Origin of the sequence: Flavihumibacter stibioxidans (assembly GCF_014332695.1) — a bacterium.
Lineage (GTDB): Bacteria > Bacteroidota > Bacteroidia > Chitinophagales > Chitinophagaceae > Flavihumibacter > Flavihumibacter stibioxidans.
The window spans coordinates 34,200-49,204 of sequence record NZ_MBUA01000028.1 but is presented as its reverse complement, the minus strand read 5'-3'; the positions used below and the strand labels follow the sequence as shown (position 1 = coordinate 49,204).

General features: G+C 48.6%; 12 protein-coding genes. 6 read left to right on the top strand and 6 right to left on the bottom strand.

Features of this window, described 5'->3' with window-relative positions; all coding sequences use genetic code 11:
- Window positions 1-5: 5 nt before the first annotated feature.
- Both BC349_RS15820 and BC349_RS15815 read right to left on the bottom strand, forming a co-directional pair.
- The gene (locus tag BC349_RS15820) at window positions 6-575 is read right to left on the bottom strand and encodes an NfeD family protein (RefSeq protein ID WP_187257759.1); all 570 of its coding nucleotides are present in this window, start codon (window positions 573-575) and stop codon (window positions 6-8) included.
- Between the two features lie 243 nt (window positions 576-818).
- On the bottom strand, window positions 819-3,086 hold the full coding sequence (locus BC349_RS15815; RefSeq protein ID WP_187257758.1) for an aconitate hydratase: 2,268 nt from the start codon (window positions 3,084-3,086) through the stop codon (window positions 819-821).
- Between the two features lie 125 nt (window positions 3,087-3,211).
- On the opposite strand from BC349_RS15815, the gene BC349_RS15810 reads away from it, so the two are divergent.
- The gene (locus BC349_RS15810) at window positions 3,212-3,433 is read left to right on the top strand and encodes a PspC family transcriptional regulator (protein WP_187257757.1); all 222 of its coding nucleotides are present in this window, start codon (window positions 3,212-3,214) and stop codon (window positions 3,431-3,433) included.
- Here BC349_RS15810 and BC349_RS15805 read toward each other — a convergent pair.
- The 4 genes from BC349_RS15805 to BC349_RS15790 all read right to left on the bottom strand — a co-directional run bounded on the left by BC349_RS15805 (window position 3,424) and on the right by BC349_RS15790 (window position 7,057).
- A complete protein-coding gene (locus BC349_RS15805) occupies window positions 3,424-4,059 on the bottom strand; it encodes an outer membrane beta-barrel protein (RefSeq protein ID WP_187257756.1) in 636 nt (211 codons plus the stop codon). The genes BC349_RS15810 and BC349_RS15805 overlap by 10 nt on opposite strands.
- Window positions 4,060-4,127: 68 nt before the next feature.
- Window positions 4,128-4,682 carry a DUF1572 family protein gene (locus BC349_RS15800; protein WP_187257755.1) on the bottom strand — a complete coding sequence of 185 codons (555 nt, stop codon included), beginning with the start codon at window positions 4,680-4,682 and terminating at the stop codon, window positions 4,128-4,130.
- Between the two features lie 30 nt (window positions 4,683-4,712).
- On the bottom strand, window positions 4,713-6,410 hold the full coding sequence (gene ggt / locus BC349_RS15795; protein WP_187257754.1) for a gamma-glutamyltransferase: 1,698 nt from the start codon (window positions 6,408-6,410) through the stop codon (window positions 4,713-4,715).
- A 71-nt stretch (window positions 6,411-6,481) separates the two neighbouring features.
- A complete protein-coding gene (locus BC349_RS15790; RefSeq protein ID WP_187257753.1) occupies window positions 6,482-7,057 on the bottom strand; it encodes a hypothetical protein in 576 nt (191 codons plus the stop codon).
- Window positions 7,058-7,310: 253 nt separating this feature from the next.
- On the opposite strand from BC349_RS15790, the gene BC349_RS15785 reads away from it, so the two are divergent.
- The 5 genes from BC349_RS15785 (at window position 7,311) to BC349_RS15765 (ending at window position 14,908) form a co-directional block, all read left to right on the top strand.
- Window positions 7,311-9,824: a M14 metallopeptidase family protein gene (locus BC349_RS15785; protein WP_187257752.1), complete on the top strand. Its 2,514-nt coding sequence runs from the start codon at window positions 7,311-7,313 to the stop codon at window positions 9,822-9,824.
- A 134-nt stretch (window positions 9,825-9,958) separates the two neighbouring features.
- Window positions 9,959-12,436: a PIG-L family deacetylase gene (locus BC349_RS15780; protein ID WP_246457003.1), complete on the top strand. Its 2,478-nt coding sequence runs from the start codon at window positions 9,959-9,961 to the stop codon at window positions 12,434-12,436.
- A 1-nt stretch (window position 12,437) separates the two neighbouring features.
- Window positions 12,438-12,608: a hypothetical protein gene (locus BC349_RS15775; RefSeq protein ID WP_187257750.1), complete on the top strand. Its 171-nt coding sequence runs from the start codon at window positions 12,438-12,440 to the stop codon at window positions 12,606-12,608.
- A 164-nt stretch (window positions 12,609-12,772) separates the two neighbouring features.
- Complete coding sequence (locus BC349_RS15770; RefSeq protein ID WP_187257749.1) at window positions 12,773-14,473, top strand: sodium:solute symporter family protein; 1,701 nt, start codon at window positions 12,773-12,775, stop codon at window positions 14,471-14,473.
- A gap of 9 nt (window positions 14,474-14,482) precedes the next feature.
- Window positions 14,483-14,908, top strand: a complete 426-nt coding sequence (locus BC349_RS15765) for a hypothetical protein (protein ID WP_187257748.1) — start codon at window positions 14,483-14,485, stop codon at window positions 14,906-14,908.
- The last annotated feature ends 97 nt before the right edge of the window (window positions 14,909-15,005 follow it).

The following is a 15,005-nucleotide window of genomic DNA, read 5'->3' as shown; positions in this document are numbered from 1 at the left end:
TGGTTTCAGATTTTTTTTACAACCAGTATGGTGTTGTTTTCCACTTTTTCAATCCTGACAAGTGATCCGGTTGAAATGCTTTCGTTGTCGGTAATGGCATCGAGTTCGTGAAATGCCCCCCGGACACTGATTTGTACTTTACCCTTGCCATTTCGGTTAGCCGGTATTGTTAGATAGACTTCACCGGTCATGTCAATTGTGTCCCGGATGGAAAAAGTATTATTTTCAGAGAGTTTGTAGACCTGTTGCATGATAAAAAAGAAGATCAGGACAAAGAGAAGTCCAATGATAACCGCGATGGTATATACGATGGCCTTGTTGTTGAAAACAGGATAGAATACGACTCCTGCCCAGCTGAAGCCCAGGATGAAATTTACCAGGTTGCGGAGTGAAAATAACTGGAAAGTGCTATCCCCGCCGGAAAGGTCGCTGTCGAAGTCTACTGTGGTTCCATCACTGCCGTCAACTCCGGTAAAAGTGAAGATGGTTTGAATTATAAAGAACAGGCTGGAGCCCAATGCCAGGTACCAAAATATTCTGAGGGGCATATCCAGGTCCTGTAAGAATTCAAACATGGGATTGGTTTTGGTTATTTAAGGTTAAAATAGTTTAAGCAGTCTGGGGAGTAAAAAAAATGCAGAACATGTTTCTAACAATATTTCCACCAATGAATTAGCAAGGTATATGATGGGGAAAGATTTTAAATGGTTGCATGGAAGCACTGTTTGTTTTAATTAGCCTGTGGCTGACCGTTAGGTAAAGAAAACGGGCTGTTATACAATATAACAGCCCGTTTTAATTTGGGTTTGTTCAGCGAATCATCCCCCAAACTGCTTCCTGATAATATTCAGCGCTGCACCGGCTTTGAACCATTCTATCTGCTGCTCATTGTAGCTATGGTTCGCCAGGATAGTTTCTGAACTGCCATCCTTATGGTTTAGTACAATTTCCAGCGGTTTTCCGGGAGCAAAGCTGGTCAGACCATTGATATCGATGGAGTCATCTTCCCGGATCTTGTCGTAGTCGGCTTTGTCTGCGAAAGTCAATCCCAGCATACCCTGTTTTTTCAGGTTGGTTTCGTGGATACGTGCAAAGCTCTTCACCAGCACAGCCCTTACACCCAGGTGGCGTGGTTCCATAGCCGCATGTTCGCGGCTGGATCCTTCACCGTAGTTTTCATCACCAACAACGATGGATCCGATGCCGGCAGCCTTGTAGGCACGCTGCGTGGCAGGAACCGGACCATATTCGCCGGTCAGCTGGTTCTTTACATTGTCTGTCTTTTCGTTGAAATAGTTCACGGCACCGATCAGCAGGTTATTACTGATATTATCGAGGTGCCCGCGGAACTTCAGCCATGGACCTGCCATGGAGATATGGTCAGTGGTACATTTTCCTTTTGCCTTGATCAGAAGCTTGAGGCCTTTCAGGTCGGTGCCTTCCCATGCTGCAAACGGATCCAGTAACTGGAGACGCTTGGAAGCGGGGTCAACCTTTACCTGGACGCTGCTTCCGTCTTCAGCAGGAGCCTGGTAACCGGCATCTTCCACCGCAAAACCTTTTGCCGGCAGTTCATCCCCAGTGGGCGGATCCAGTTTTACCTGCTCGCCTTTTTCATTGGTGAGTGTGTCGGTCAGCGGGTTAAAGGAAAGGTCTCCGGCAATGGCCAGCGCGGTAACAATTTCCGGCGAAGCTACAAATGCAAACGTATTGGGGTTGCCATCTGCGCGCTTGGCAAAGTTGCGGTTGAAAGAATGTACGATGGTATTCTTTTCCTGCTTCTCTGCTCCCATACGATCCCACATACCGATACAGGGACCGCAGGCGTTGGCAAATACCTTGGCACCAATCTGGTCGAATGTGCTCAGGAAGCCATCCCTTTCAATTGTATACCTGACTTGCTCGGAACCAGGGGTGATCATGAATTCCGCTTTGGTTTTCAGGCCTTTTTCAGACACTTGCCGGGCCAGGCTTACTGCCCTGCTGATGTCTTCGTAGGATGAGTTGGTGCAGGATCCGATCAGGCCTACTTCCACTTTTGTTGGCCAGCCGTTTTTGGCTGCTTCCTCTTTCATTTTTGAAATGGGGGTAGCCAGGTCCGGCGTAAATGGTCCGTTCAGATGTGGTTCCAGTTCGTTCAGGTTGATTTCTATCACCTGGTCGAAATATTGTTCCGGATTGGCATATACTTCTGGGTCAGCAGTGAGGTGCTCGTGGATCGCATCAGCCATGGCAGCCACATCCTGGCGGCCGGTTGCCTTGAGGTAGCGGCTCATGCTTTCGTCATAACCGAAAGTAGAAGTGGTAGCGCCGATCTCGGCACCCATATTACAAATGGTTCCTTTACCGGTACAACTCATACTGGTAGCGCCTTCGCCAAAATATTCCACCACGGCTCCGGTTCCGCCTTTAACCGTAAGGATGCCGGCCACTTTCAGGATCACATCCTTGGGGGCGGTCCAGCCATTCAGTTTGCCTGTCAGTTTGACGCCGATCAGTTTCGGCATTTTCAGTTCCCATGCCAGTCCGCTCATTACGTCGCAGGCATCTGCACCACCCACTCCGATGGCGATCATCCCGAGGCCGCCGGCATTTACCGTATGGCTGTCTGTTCCGATCATCATACCACCCGGAAAAGCATAGTTTTCCAGTACTACCTGGTGGATGATGCCAGCGCCCGGCTTCCAGAAACCGATACCGTATTTGTTGGAGACTGATGCAAGAAAATCATACACTTCACTGCTTTCGTGTACCGCACGGTCGAGGTCAACCTTGCTGTTGTCTTTTGCCACAATCAGGTGATCGCAGTGAACGGTTGAGGGGACGGCAACTTTATCGCGGCCGGCCTGCATGAACTGGAGCAGCGCCATCTGGGCGGTAGCGTCCTGCATGGCCACACGGTCCGGGGCAAAATCCACATAGCTCTTTCCTCTTTCGTGTGCCTGGGTGGCATCCCCCTGCCAGAGGTGGGCATACAATATTTTTTCTGTAAGTGTCAGCGGGCGACCCACCACTTTACGGGCAGCAGCTACGCGGCCGGGAAAGCTGGCGTATACTTTTTTAATCATCTCGAGGTCAAAAACCATAACTATATGTATTTGAAGGTTGATGTTTGAAGATTGATGTTGAGACTCCGCGAAATTACCGATAAAAGCGTTTCTTTTAAACCTTTTAGGCATTGAATTTGTTGGATATTGTCTAATTTGGCACTATGAAGAACTTCAAACACTTTATTGAGTGGCATGTGTTTGGTGTTTGCTCTTATATGGGCGAAAAAATGGGTGTAGCCCCTTCCACCATTCGCAAATATTTCATGTACATATCCCTGCTCACGATGGGGTCACCGATCATTTTTTACACGTTCGCTGCCTTTTGGATGAATGTGAAACAATACATATACGACCGGAAGCGTAATCCCCTTCGTTATTTCTGAGCCTGTCTCCTGCTAAAATTGTATCCCAGCGTTATTCCTGCCTGGAATGTCCTGATTTTCGGTTTGGTATCACCGTTGGTAACACTGGTCAGGCCGTAGGTATAGACTGCTTCGAGCATCAGTCCGTTTTTGAATAGATATCCCAGGGTGCCCATGGCGTTTACATTTACGGGATTGTATTGGGTCATGCTGAATTTCAGGGGGGTGGATTTATTTTCCTGTTTTACCGTTCCGGAGAATGCTCCGCCCAGTGCCAGCCCGAATTCAGTGAAAAGGCCCTGGTCGTCTGGTCCGCCAAGATCAAGGTGTAATAGCAGGGGCAGCTCGAGGTAATGTATCCTGAATGTACTGTCGGGTTGTTCCTGATTCCCGGGAAGTTGGTAGCCAACCATGCTGTACTGCAATCTGGGCGTGAAATAGAGCCGCTTGTCGAATTCTATTTTCAAGCCAAGAGAGGCATTGGCACCGGCTATGGAATTTGTTTTGGTGAGATGGCCGTCTTTTTTGTCTACGATCCTGGCGGAACTGAGATGGATGCCGGTGCGGGCGTTCCATCGAACGGATTGGGCATGAATTGAACTTGCAATAAAAAGAAGTAGAACCATGACTACGACACGAAAGGGCATACAGCGGTCGGTTTAAGGCGGTTAAGGGGGGTGAGGCGGTTAAGGCGGTTGAGGCGTGAATTTAATAGTTATCCTGAGGAACCCGGTTGCTTTCTTTCCATATCCTGGTTGAATTGTGCCGATCCTCCAATGGGAATGGACAGTGAATTCCAGGTTTTACCAAGTAACATTTTCCCGATGTACACGATCTGCCCCACATGGGAAGCGTGATGTGCCAGTTGCCGGTTGATGGCGTCCGGCACAAAATGAGGTTCCTGCCGTATCATGACCGTTTTCCCCAGATCCGCCTCTTCAAGCTTATCGATGGTTTCCAGCAGGCAGCCCCATCCTTCTTCCCAGAGCAACCTGATTTCCTCACCCGTCGGGTGCCACCCGTCGGGTGGCTCGAATTCCTGGTCGCGCTGCCGCCAGCTTTTTTCACCATCTTCGGTCAGGAAGTTGGTAAACCGGCTCAACATATTACCGTGCATATGCCGGATAATGATGGTTATTGAGTTGGAACCTTCAGCCGGACAAATGTTCAGTTGTTCCGTATTGAGCTGGGCGAGGGTTCTGTCACCCAAATCCTTATAAGCCCTGAAATGCTTGCGGATACTGCTGAGATATTTTTGGCCCAGGCTCATTTTATTTATTTTATGCGTGTTTTATTTTTATCAGAAACCTTCTGCGGCATCATCTCCCCGGTTGTCACCTATGGCCTCAATAGTGCCATCCTCCAGGATTTTGATTACCTCAGTCCTGCCGATTGCACCGCGGAATCTGATGGAATAGCCCATTTTCTTCAACCCCTCCACTATATCTTCAGGAAAACCTTTTTCGATGAACAACACATCGGGTAACCATTGCATATGAAATTTCGGTTTGTTCACAGCATCATAAGTGCTGAGGTTGAAATCCAAAAGGTTGAGGAGGGTCTGGTAAACAGAGGTAGTGATGGTGGTGCCTCCCGGAGTTCCTGCTACGATAAAAGGTTTGCCCTGCTTTAATACGATGGTTGGTGTCATTGAGCTGAGCATCCTTTTGCCCGGTACAATGGCATTCGCCTCACCGCCTACCGCGCCATACATATTGGGAACGCCCGGTTTCACGCTGAAGTCATCCATTTCATTGTTCAGCAGGAATCCTGCGCCGCCTACGACAGTATGGGACCCAAATCCTCCGTTGAGAGTAGTGGTGGTAGAGACTGCATTGCCATCCTTGTCCACCACGGAGAGATGGGTGGTTTCTTCACTTTCGGGCTGAACGGTTCCTTCCTGGATGGTCCTGCTGTTACCGGCACTATCAGGATGGTATAAACGAAGACGCTGGCTGATATATTCATCACTCAGTAATGTTTTTACCGGAACCTTGTAAAAGTCCGGATCGCCCAGGTATTTGGCACGGTCCGCATAGGCCAGGCGCTCGATTTCGGTCATCAACTGAACTGCTTTCAGGGAGTGGAATCCATATGCCGCAACAGGGAACCTTTCGGTCATTTTCATCATCATGGGAAGTAGTACCCCGCCGCTGCTCGGAAGCGGCATGGTGACCACCTGGTAGCCCTTATAATCAAAAACTGAAGGGGTCCTTTCCTTTGCCTGGTAGGATTTAAGGTCCTTTAAAGTGATGATGCCGTTTCCCCGCTTCATTTCTTCCACAATCAGTTTTGCGGTCTTTCCCTGGTAAAATCCCTTCTGTCCGCGGTCGCGCATCCTTTTCAGTGTTTCGGCCAGTTCTTTCTGGACCAGGGTATCGCCGGCTTTCCAGGGATCGTTTTTTACAAATGCGGTGGGACGGGTATTGTATTTAATAAAAATGTTCCGGTCGTCGTTGAGGTTTTTGGCTTCTTCTGGTGTGATGATAAAACCGTATTCGGCGAGATCAATTGCTGGTTGAACAAGGTCCCTGAAGGGAAGTTTTGCATATTTATGGGCGGCAAACATTCCGGCAACGGCACCAGGCACTCCGGCCGCCAGGTGGCCATTCTGGCTTTTATCCATGATGGCATTTCCATTCGCATCGAGGTACATATCCCGATGGCCTGCATGCGGAGCTTTTTCCCGGTAGTCGAGGGTGATATTCTGGCCGTTGCTAAGGTGTGCCACGGTGAAACCGCCACCGCCGATATTACCTGCGCCGGGGTATACCACGGCCAGTGCAAGTTGGGTAGCGATGGCCGCATCCACTGCATTTCCGCCCTTTTTGAGGATCATAACTCCGACCTGGCTGGCCAGTGGATGGGCGGATACAACGGCGCCATTCTTTCCTTTAAATGTTTTCTGTATCGCATAATCAAAAGCGTTAATGCGATCCTGAGCCGAAACCTGAACTGAGATGGCAACGAGTACGGTTAACAGAAAGCCTGATTTCATTTTCCTTGGATTGAGGGCTAAAAATAAGGAAACTTCCCCTTCACCCGTCGGGTGGCACCCGACGGGTGAATTTAATCCAGGCTAAAGCCCATGAATTCAGTGTTGAATGCATTTGCATTCATGGTGTGGTGGGCCTTTAATTGTTCGAGCCCGCCGAAAAGTTCGGTGCAGAAGTTGGTGGTTATGATGGATGGCACATTGTTAATGTAGAAAGGATAGGATGAGTATGCCCATGTTTCCCAGTTTAAGCTGATGCCATGGTGCAATGGATTTCGGTGGATATACCAGAAAACCCAGGCCAGTTGTGCTTCGTTCAGGATTTCCCTTCGGGCAAAAGGACGCATAAATAAGCCGCCTTTCCTGTCATAGGTCCTGTTGTAATCTTTGGCATAGGTGCTTTGGAGCCTGCTCATTTGCGTACTGAATAAATCATGATCAGTTGTTTCCAATGCCCTTATCAGGAGGTGATAATGGTTGTTCATCAGGCAATAGGCATGCAGTTCAGCAACCGGAAGGATGAACTTTTCGATTCTGGACATCCAGTCGGTATAGTCTTCCGCTCTCCTGAAAAGGAGTTCATCCCCAACAGCCCTGTCACAAATGTGAAAAAATCCTCCCGGGGTTATAATGTCAAATTTTGTGCTCATGGGTCAAAGATTAAAATCCTTTCCAAACCATGGAAGCGTTGAAACCCCTGAAATAAAAAGGTTATTTCACCCGTCGGGTGCCACCCGACGGGTGAAGAGGGAAACAGGCGCGTTTTTGTATGGGTTACCCAGTCGCGGATAGCTTATGCCCGAAGTTTTATTCGCTAAATGTTTTTTCACCCGTCGGGTGCCACCCGACGGGTGAATTCCTTAGCTTCACGAATCTTATTCAACCTAATAGCGTAAACAAGCAATGAAACGATTCTTTTTGTCTGTGGGCACCTTCCTGACAGTGAGCGTGGCCATGGCACAGTTACAATCACCCGAGCAATTCATGGGGTATAAAATTGGTACCCGTTACACTCCCCATTACCGGATCGTACAATATTTCCAGCATCTTGCCAAGGAAGCTCCCTCACAGGTCAGACTTGAGCAATATGGTGAATCAACGGAAGGCCGGCCTCTGCTGCTGGCAACGATCGGCTCAGCAGAGAATATGAAAAATGTGGAACAGGTCAGGTTGAATAACCTGCGCCTGGCCAATGCCACGCGGGACCGGATGGCGCCAAATGAAAATGCTCCCGCCATCGTCTGGCTTAGTTATAATGTTCATGGCAATGAAACTTCCTCCTCTGAAGCTGCCATGCTCACTGCCTATGAACTGGCCAACCCGGCCAATACACGGTCGCAGGAATGGCTGAAAAATACCGTGGTCCTGATTGACCCCTGCCTGAACCCCGATGGTCGCGACCGCTATGTAAGCTGGTATACCACCGTCCTGGGAAAAAACATCAATCCGCAACCCCTGGCCCGCGAACACCGCGAACCCTGGCCCGGCGGCAGGAGTAATCATTATAATTTCGACCTGAACCGCGACTGGGCCTGGCAATCACAGGTTGAAAGCCGTGCACGCATCAAAAAGTATAATACCTGGCTTCCTCATGTACATGTTGATTTCCATGAGCAGGGATTCAATGAGCCCTATTATTTCGCACCCGCCGCTGAACCAATTCACGAAGTGATCACCAAATGGCAGCGCGATTTCCAGACTATGATCGGGAAAAACCATGCAAAGTATTTTGATAAAGAGGGCTGGCTGTATTTCACCAAAGAAAGATTCGACCTCCTGTATCCCTCTTACGGTGATACCTACCCGACTTATAGCGGTTCCATCGGGATGACTTACGAACAGGGCGGAATCAGGGCCGGACTCGGAATCATCAACGAAGACGGCGATACGCTTACGCTTGTTGACCGTGCCATGCACCATTTCACCACAGGTGTCAGCACCGTTGAAATCACCTCCCAGAATGCCGCCCGTGTAGTGCGCGAATTCCGTTCCTATTTTAATAATGCCATTAATAGCCCCGCAGGCGAATTCAAATCATGGGTGGTAAAGAACGATGGTACCGATCGTGTAACCAGGCTGAAAACACTTCTCGACCAAAACGACGTGGACTGGTCCTATGCCAATCCGGCCAACCTCACAGGGGTTAACTATTTCACCGGTAAGCAGGAAGCTTTCAAGGCTGAAACGGGCGATATCGTGATCAACAACAACCAGCCCAAAAGTAATTTCATCAAAGTATTGTTTGAGCGGAAAACGAAACTGACTGATTCCGCTACTTATGATATCACGGCATGGTCGATTCCTTTTGCATACGGATTGAATTCATATGGCCTGGCCAATTATATGACGGCTACTACGAAAACCGCTCCGGTTGCGGCTCCTTCAGCCGGTTCTATGGCCAACGCTTATGCTTATGCGATAAAGTGGGATGGCCTCAACAGTGCGAAGTTTCTCGCTTCTGCCCTGCAGAAAAACCTGAAAGTACGTTATGCCGAACAGCCTTTTACAAGTGGAACCACCAGTTTTGAAAAGGGTACTTTACTGGTCACAAAGGCCGCGAATACAGGCAAACCTGTTCAGCAACTGGTGGAGGAATCCGCACAACAGGCCGGGGCAGCCGTATTTCCGATCGTATCAGGTTTTGTTGATAAAGGATTCGATTTTGGTTCTGACAGAGTAAGGGTAATCAATGCACCCAAAGTGGCCATGCTGGCCGGCGACGGTGTTTCTTCACTTGGAATGGGAGAACTGTGGCATTTCTTTGACACCCAGCTTGGGTATCCGGTGACCATCACCAGTGCCGCTGATTTCCTGCGGGATGGCATGAATCAATTCAATGTGCTGATCCTGCCTGATGGTAATTACGATTTCTTTGGTAAAAAGGAAACAAACGACGCCTTGAAAGACTGGGTCCGCAGGGGTGGAAAAATCATCGCAATCGAAAATGCAGTGGCGCAAATGGCCCGTGCGGATTGGGGCATAAAGTTGAAGGATGGCGATGCCAAGAAAGAAGAAGATAAAAGTGAAGATTACAGTCTGCTGAAAAAATATGAGGATCGTGAACGCGACTGGCTGAAGAACAGCATGCCCGGTTCCATCTTCAAAGTGGAACTCGACCATAGCCACCCGCTCGGGTTTGGGTATCCGGATTTTTATTTTTCCCTGAAGCAGGACGGTAACATCTATGAGTTCCTGAAAGACGGTGGCTGGAACGTGGGTGTTATTAAAAAAGATAATTATATCAGTGGCTTTGCCGGAAGTGAGATAAAAGGTAAACTGAAAGACGGTTTGCTGATAGGTGCACAGGATATGGGCCGCGGCCAGGTAATCTACCTTGCCGATAACCCGATTTTCAGAAGTTTCTGGGAGAACGGCAAGTTGCTGATCAGCAATGCCGTGTTCCTTGTAGGGCAATAAATTTATTTCCCCTGTGGAGGAAATGTGAAATTTCAGGAGCGGCAACTATTGGTTGCCGCTTTTTGTTATTTTAGGAACTTCATTCAACCCGAACACTAATTATGCTTAAAAGCTGCTTCCAACTGCTGTTTCTTTTGGTCCTAAACCTGCTATCATTTGCGCAAACACCTCCCTCATATACTTCCGCAGATATCCTCCTGGGACTTCAGAAGTTAAAAGTGATGGGATCTGTGTTATATGTGGCAGCACATCCGGATGATGAAAATACGCGGTTGCTGGCCTTTCTCGCCAAGGAAAAAAAATACCGCACCGGATATTTGTCGCTCACCCGCGGGGATGGCGGGCAAAACCTGATCGGGGAAGAACAGGGTATTTCCCTCGGACTCATCAGGACCCAGGAACTGCTTGCAGCGAGGCGGATCGACGGTGCAGAACAATTCTTTACCCGGGCCTTTGATTTCGGGTTTTCAAAATCCACCGATGAAGCATTAAGAATATGGAATAAGGAAAAGATATTGAGTGATGTGGTTTGGGTGATCAGGCGGTTCCGTCCGGATGTGATCATCACCCGGTTTCCACCGGATAACCGTGCCGGGCATGGGCACCATTCGGCTTCGGCAGCGCTGGCAATAGAAGCATTCCATGCTGCGGCTGACCCTAACCGTTATCCGGAACAACTTCAGTTCACAGAACCCTGGCAGGCTAAGAGAATTCTATGGAATACCTTCAATTTCGGGGGGATGAATACCACCGACGAAAGCCAGTACAAAATGGATGTGGGCGCATTCAACCCGCTGCTGGGAAAGGGTTACGGTGAAATATCGGCTGAAAGCCGCAGCCAGCACAAAAGCCAGGGTTTTGGTGTGCCTGCCCAAAGGGGATCAACAAATGAATTCTTTTCCCCGACGGCTGGAGAGCCGATAAAATCAGACCTTATGGATGGTGTGCTCACCAACTGGGAAAGGGTTAAAATGGCGGGAATGGATCAAGCTATTGATTCCGTGATACGGCTCTATGATCATCTCCAGCCTTCCCGTATAGTGCCTGCATTGCTTCGGCTGAAAGCATTGGTGGATAATTCAAAAATGGATATTTACTGGCGGCAACAGAAAGGAGAAGAGATCAACCAACTGATCAGGGCGTCAATGGGAATATTCTTTGAGGCAGTGGCCAACCAGCAACTGGCCGTTACCGGCGACTCAATTCAGATCAGTTTCAATTTCATCAACAGGAGTCCGGTTCCGGTAACCGATATAAAGGTCATGCTCAATGATACCACCATTCAACTGGCGCAAAATGCGGAGGAAAATGCGTATAAAACAGCTCGCCTGAAACTATTGGTGGATAAGGATTTTATGACCGATCAGCCTTACTGGTTGCGGGAGCAGATGGATACCGGTAGTTTCAATGTGAAGCCATTCCTGCTGGTCGGAAATCCGGAGAACCCTGTGACAGGCGATATAAAAATCAACTATACCATCGGTAGCGAAAGGTTCAGTGATCGCATTCCCCTGCAGTATAAATTCACTGATCCCGTTAAGGGAGAAATTTACCAGCCGGTGTTCACGGTTCCGCCGATCGTTGTGGGCACCATGCCGACAGTAGTGCTGAATAACCTGGTTCCGAAACACCCGCAACTGGTGCAGGTTTCCTATAAAAGTTATATCCAGCGCGATACGGTTAAAGGCGGTTTCCGTTTTGAACTGATCAATGGAACCGGAACGAAGGAGAAGAACCTGTCCTACCAACTGCCGATGCCCAAAAATACCTTGCAAACCATTAATCTTTCTTTTGATTCCCTGTTCGCCAGAGATCGTCCGGCACAGATTTATCCCTGGGTTGAAGTGCAGGAAACCGGCCGCAGGGTGCGTTACAACAACGCCATGAAGCTGATCCAGTACGATCATATTCCCACCATTCATTATTTCTTCCCCAACAGTATCACCGTTATTAATGAAGAAATAAAAGTGGCTGGAAAGCGAATAGGATATATTCCCGGTTCGGGTGATGCCATTCCGGACGCTTTGAAACAGATGGGATATTCCGTGACCATCCTGGATGATGCAGCACTGGCCTCCATGGACCTCAGTCCATTTGACGCCATCATCACCGGTGTCAGGGCGTATAACGTAAAAGAGTCACTGAATAACTCCTATGAAAAGTTAATGAAATATATTGCCGATGGCGGAAATATGATCGTACAGTATAATACATCCAACCAGCTGGGTACTGTAAAATCGCGCATCGGTCCATATCCGTTTAATATCTCACGTACACGGGTATCCGATGAAAATACTGAAGTGACTTTCAGGAATCCCGATCACCAGGTATTAAACTTTCCCAATAAAATAACTGCTGCCGATTTCAAGGGCTGGAAGCAGGAGAGAAGTATTTATCATGCATCCGGCTGGGATAAAAGATATGAAACTATCTTTACCATGAACGATCCGGAAGATAAGCCAGATGATGGCAGTCTGATTATTACCAGATATGGCAAGGGACATTTTGTGTATACTGGCCTTGTGTTTTTCAGGCAGATTCCTGCCGGGATACCAGGGGCTTACCGGCTTCTTGCCAACCTGATCGCTTTAAACCAAAAGAAAGGATTCTGATATGGCTTCATCCAATCAAACCAGGCGGGATATAGGTATTGGCATTTGTATTGTACTGGGCCTGGTGATCGGTATGTTCATCAAGCGGGTGCATATCGGGTTGCTGATCGGACTCGGACTTGGTTTGCTCAGTGCGGGAATGATTTCAGGAAAGGGGAAGGGGAACCGCTAGTGGGGAACGGAACAGTTGTGTAATATCAAAAATTAAAACTACAACCAGATGTCAGAAGAAGAAAAAGTTCCGTTGTTCCGGTCATGGACTGCCTGGTACATTCTTGTACTGTTATTCCTTGTTATTCTGATTGTAGGATTTCACTTTTTTACCCAATATTTTTCATGAGCTCACTTGACTGGATTGTACTGGTTGCCACCCTGGCTGGCATCATCGCCTATGGACTCTACAGGAGCGCTACCAGCAAGAATCTTGATGGTTATTTTCTGAGCAACCGTTCTATGCCCTGGTACCTGATACTGCTGAGCATAATGGGGACGCAGGCCAGCGCCATTACGTTTATTTCCGCACCCGGACAGGCATTTACGGATGGCATGCGTTTCGTGCAATATTATTTTGGCCTGCCGATCGCAATGGTGGTGATCAGCATATTTTTTGTACCCATCTTCCACCGGCTCAAAGTATATACTGCGTATGAATTCCTCGAAAAACGTTTTGATAAAAAGACCCGGACTTTCACTTCCTTCCTCTTCCTGGTAAGCAGGGGATTGTCAACCGGTATCAGTATTTATGCCCCTTCCATCATCCTGTCCTCATTGCTTGGCTGGAATATTTACCTGACCAATATTTTAATGGGCGGACTGCTGATCATTTACACTGTTACCGGCGGCGCCAAGGCTGTTGCGTATACCCAACAACTGCAATTGCTGATAATTTTCACCGGAATGTTCCTGGCGGCCTATATGATGGTTCACCTGCTGCCGGATGGCATTGGCTTTATTGATGCCCTCAAGGTCAGCGGAAAAATGGGTAAACTGAATGTGATCACCAGCGGTGTTAATGAAAACGGTTTCGACTGGACAGACCGATACAATATGTGGAGCGGTGTGATCGGTGGCTTTTTTCTCGCCCTTTCCTATTTTGGCGCAGACCACAGCCAGGTCGGCAGGTACCTGACCGCGAAAAGCCTTTCGGAAAGCAAGGTGGGACTCCTCATGAACGGTATCGTAAAAGTGCCGATGCAATTTGCCATTCTTTTGGTGGGCGCATTGGTATTTACCTTCTACCAATTCAATCCCTCGCCGGTTTTCTTTAACCAGGCTGTGGCCGGTAAGGTAACAGATACCTCGATCAACAGGCAACTGTCGGAAATCGAAACCAATTACCAGTTGAATGCAGCCAAACAGTCGGCCCTGGTGAGCCGCATTGCGAAGGAAGAATTATCCGACAGCCTGGTGCTTTCCATGCAATCCAACCAGCAGGTAATGCAGGATCAAAGGAAGGAATATAAAAAACTGGTCAAGACCGCTCTACCACTCGCCGATGTAAATGATACCAACTATATTTTCCTTCGCTTTGTGGTGGATCATATGCCGGTAGGGCTGGTGGGACTCCTGATTGCTGTGATTTTCCTGGCTTCCTGGGGAAGTATTGCTGCGGCACTGAATTCACTTGCTTCCTCTACCATGTGCGATATTCACCAGCAGTACAGACGAACTCCGGAAACCCCAATACAGGAATACAAATTGTCAAAATGGTACACGTTCGCCTGGGGGATTTTCTGCATCGTGGTGGCACAGTTTGCCAATAATATGGGAAGCCTGATTGAAGCAGTGAATGTATTAGGGTCACTTTTTTATGGGGTGATACTCGGCATTTTCCTGGTCGCTTTTTTCTTTAAAAAGATCGGGGGGGATGCCACTTTCTGGAGCGCCATCATCACGGAGGGGATTGTGGTACTGCTTTTCTGGAAGAGTAATATCGCGTTTCTCTGGCTGAATGCCATCGGCGCGTTGGTGCTGATCCTGCTGGCTTTCCTCATCCATGCAACGATACCGGCAGCAGGCAGGTCAAAGGGGGAATAACCTTATACTATGACTGCATTAGCCAGGGTACTGTTCTTTTTAATTTTGGTCGCCATCATTCACACCGCCTGCCGGAAAGAAGAGTTGGGATCCGGCCGCGAACTGATCGGGGTTTGGGTGGATATAGCCCATCCGGCCGATACCCTCATTTTCACCCGGGAAGGCGGGCAGATAGTATTATTCGATAATTCCATGGTTTACCGCTCAGGCACCGTGACGGCCGGAAAGCAGGATGCATTCCGATATTATATCCGCTTGGGCGAAAACCGGATTGCCACCAAACCAATTGTTCCCCTGGGTAGTTTCGACCTGGATTACCGGGAATATCCTTTTTACTGGTTGCAGGAGGGCAAACGTTTCAGCGTGGAGCCGGGCTCTTTCCGTCCCTACCTCAGTTGTGTAGGTTGCCCGCAAACCTTTGAAAAAGTTCAGTAAACCATTCATTTACGCATAAAAAAAAGTGCCTGGCCGACCGGCCAGGCACCCTACACCGTCTGACGCGCGTCTGACGTACGTCAGACGTATGTCAGAC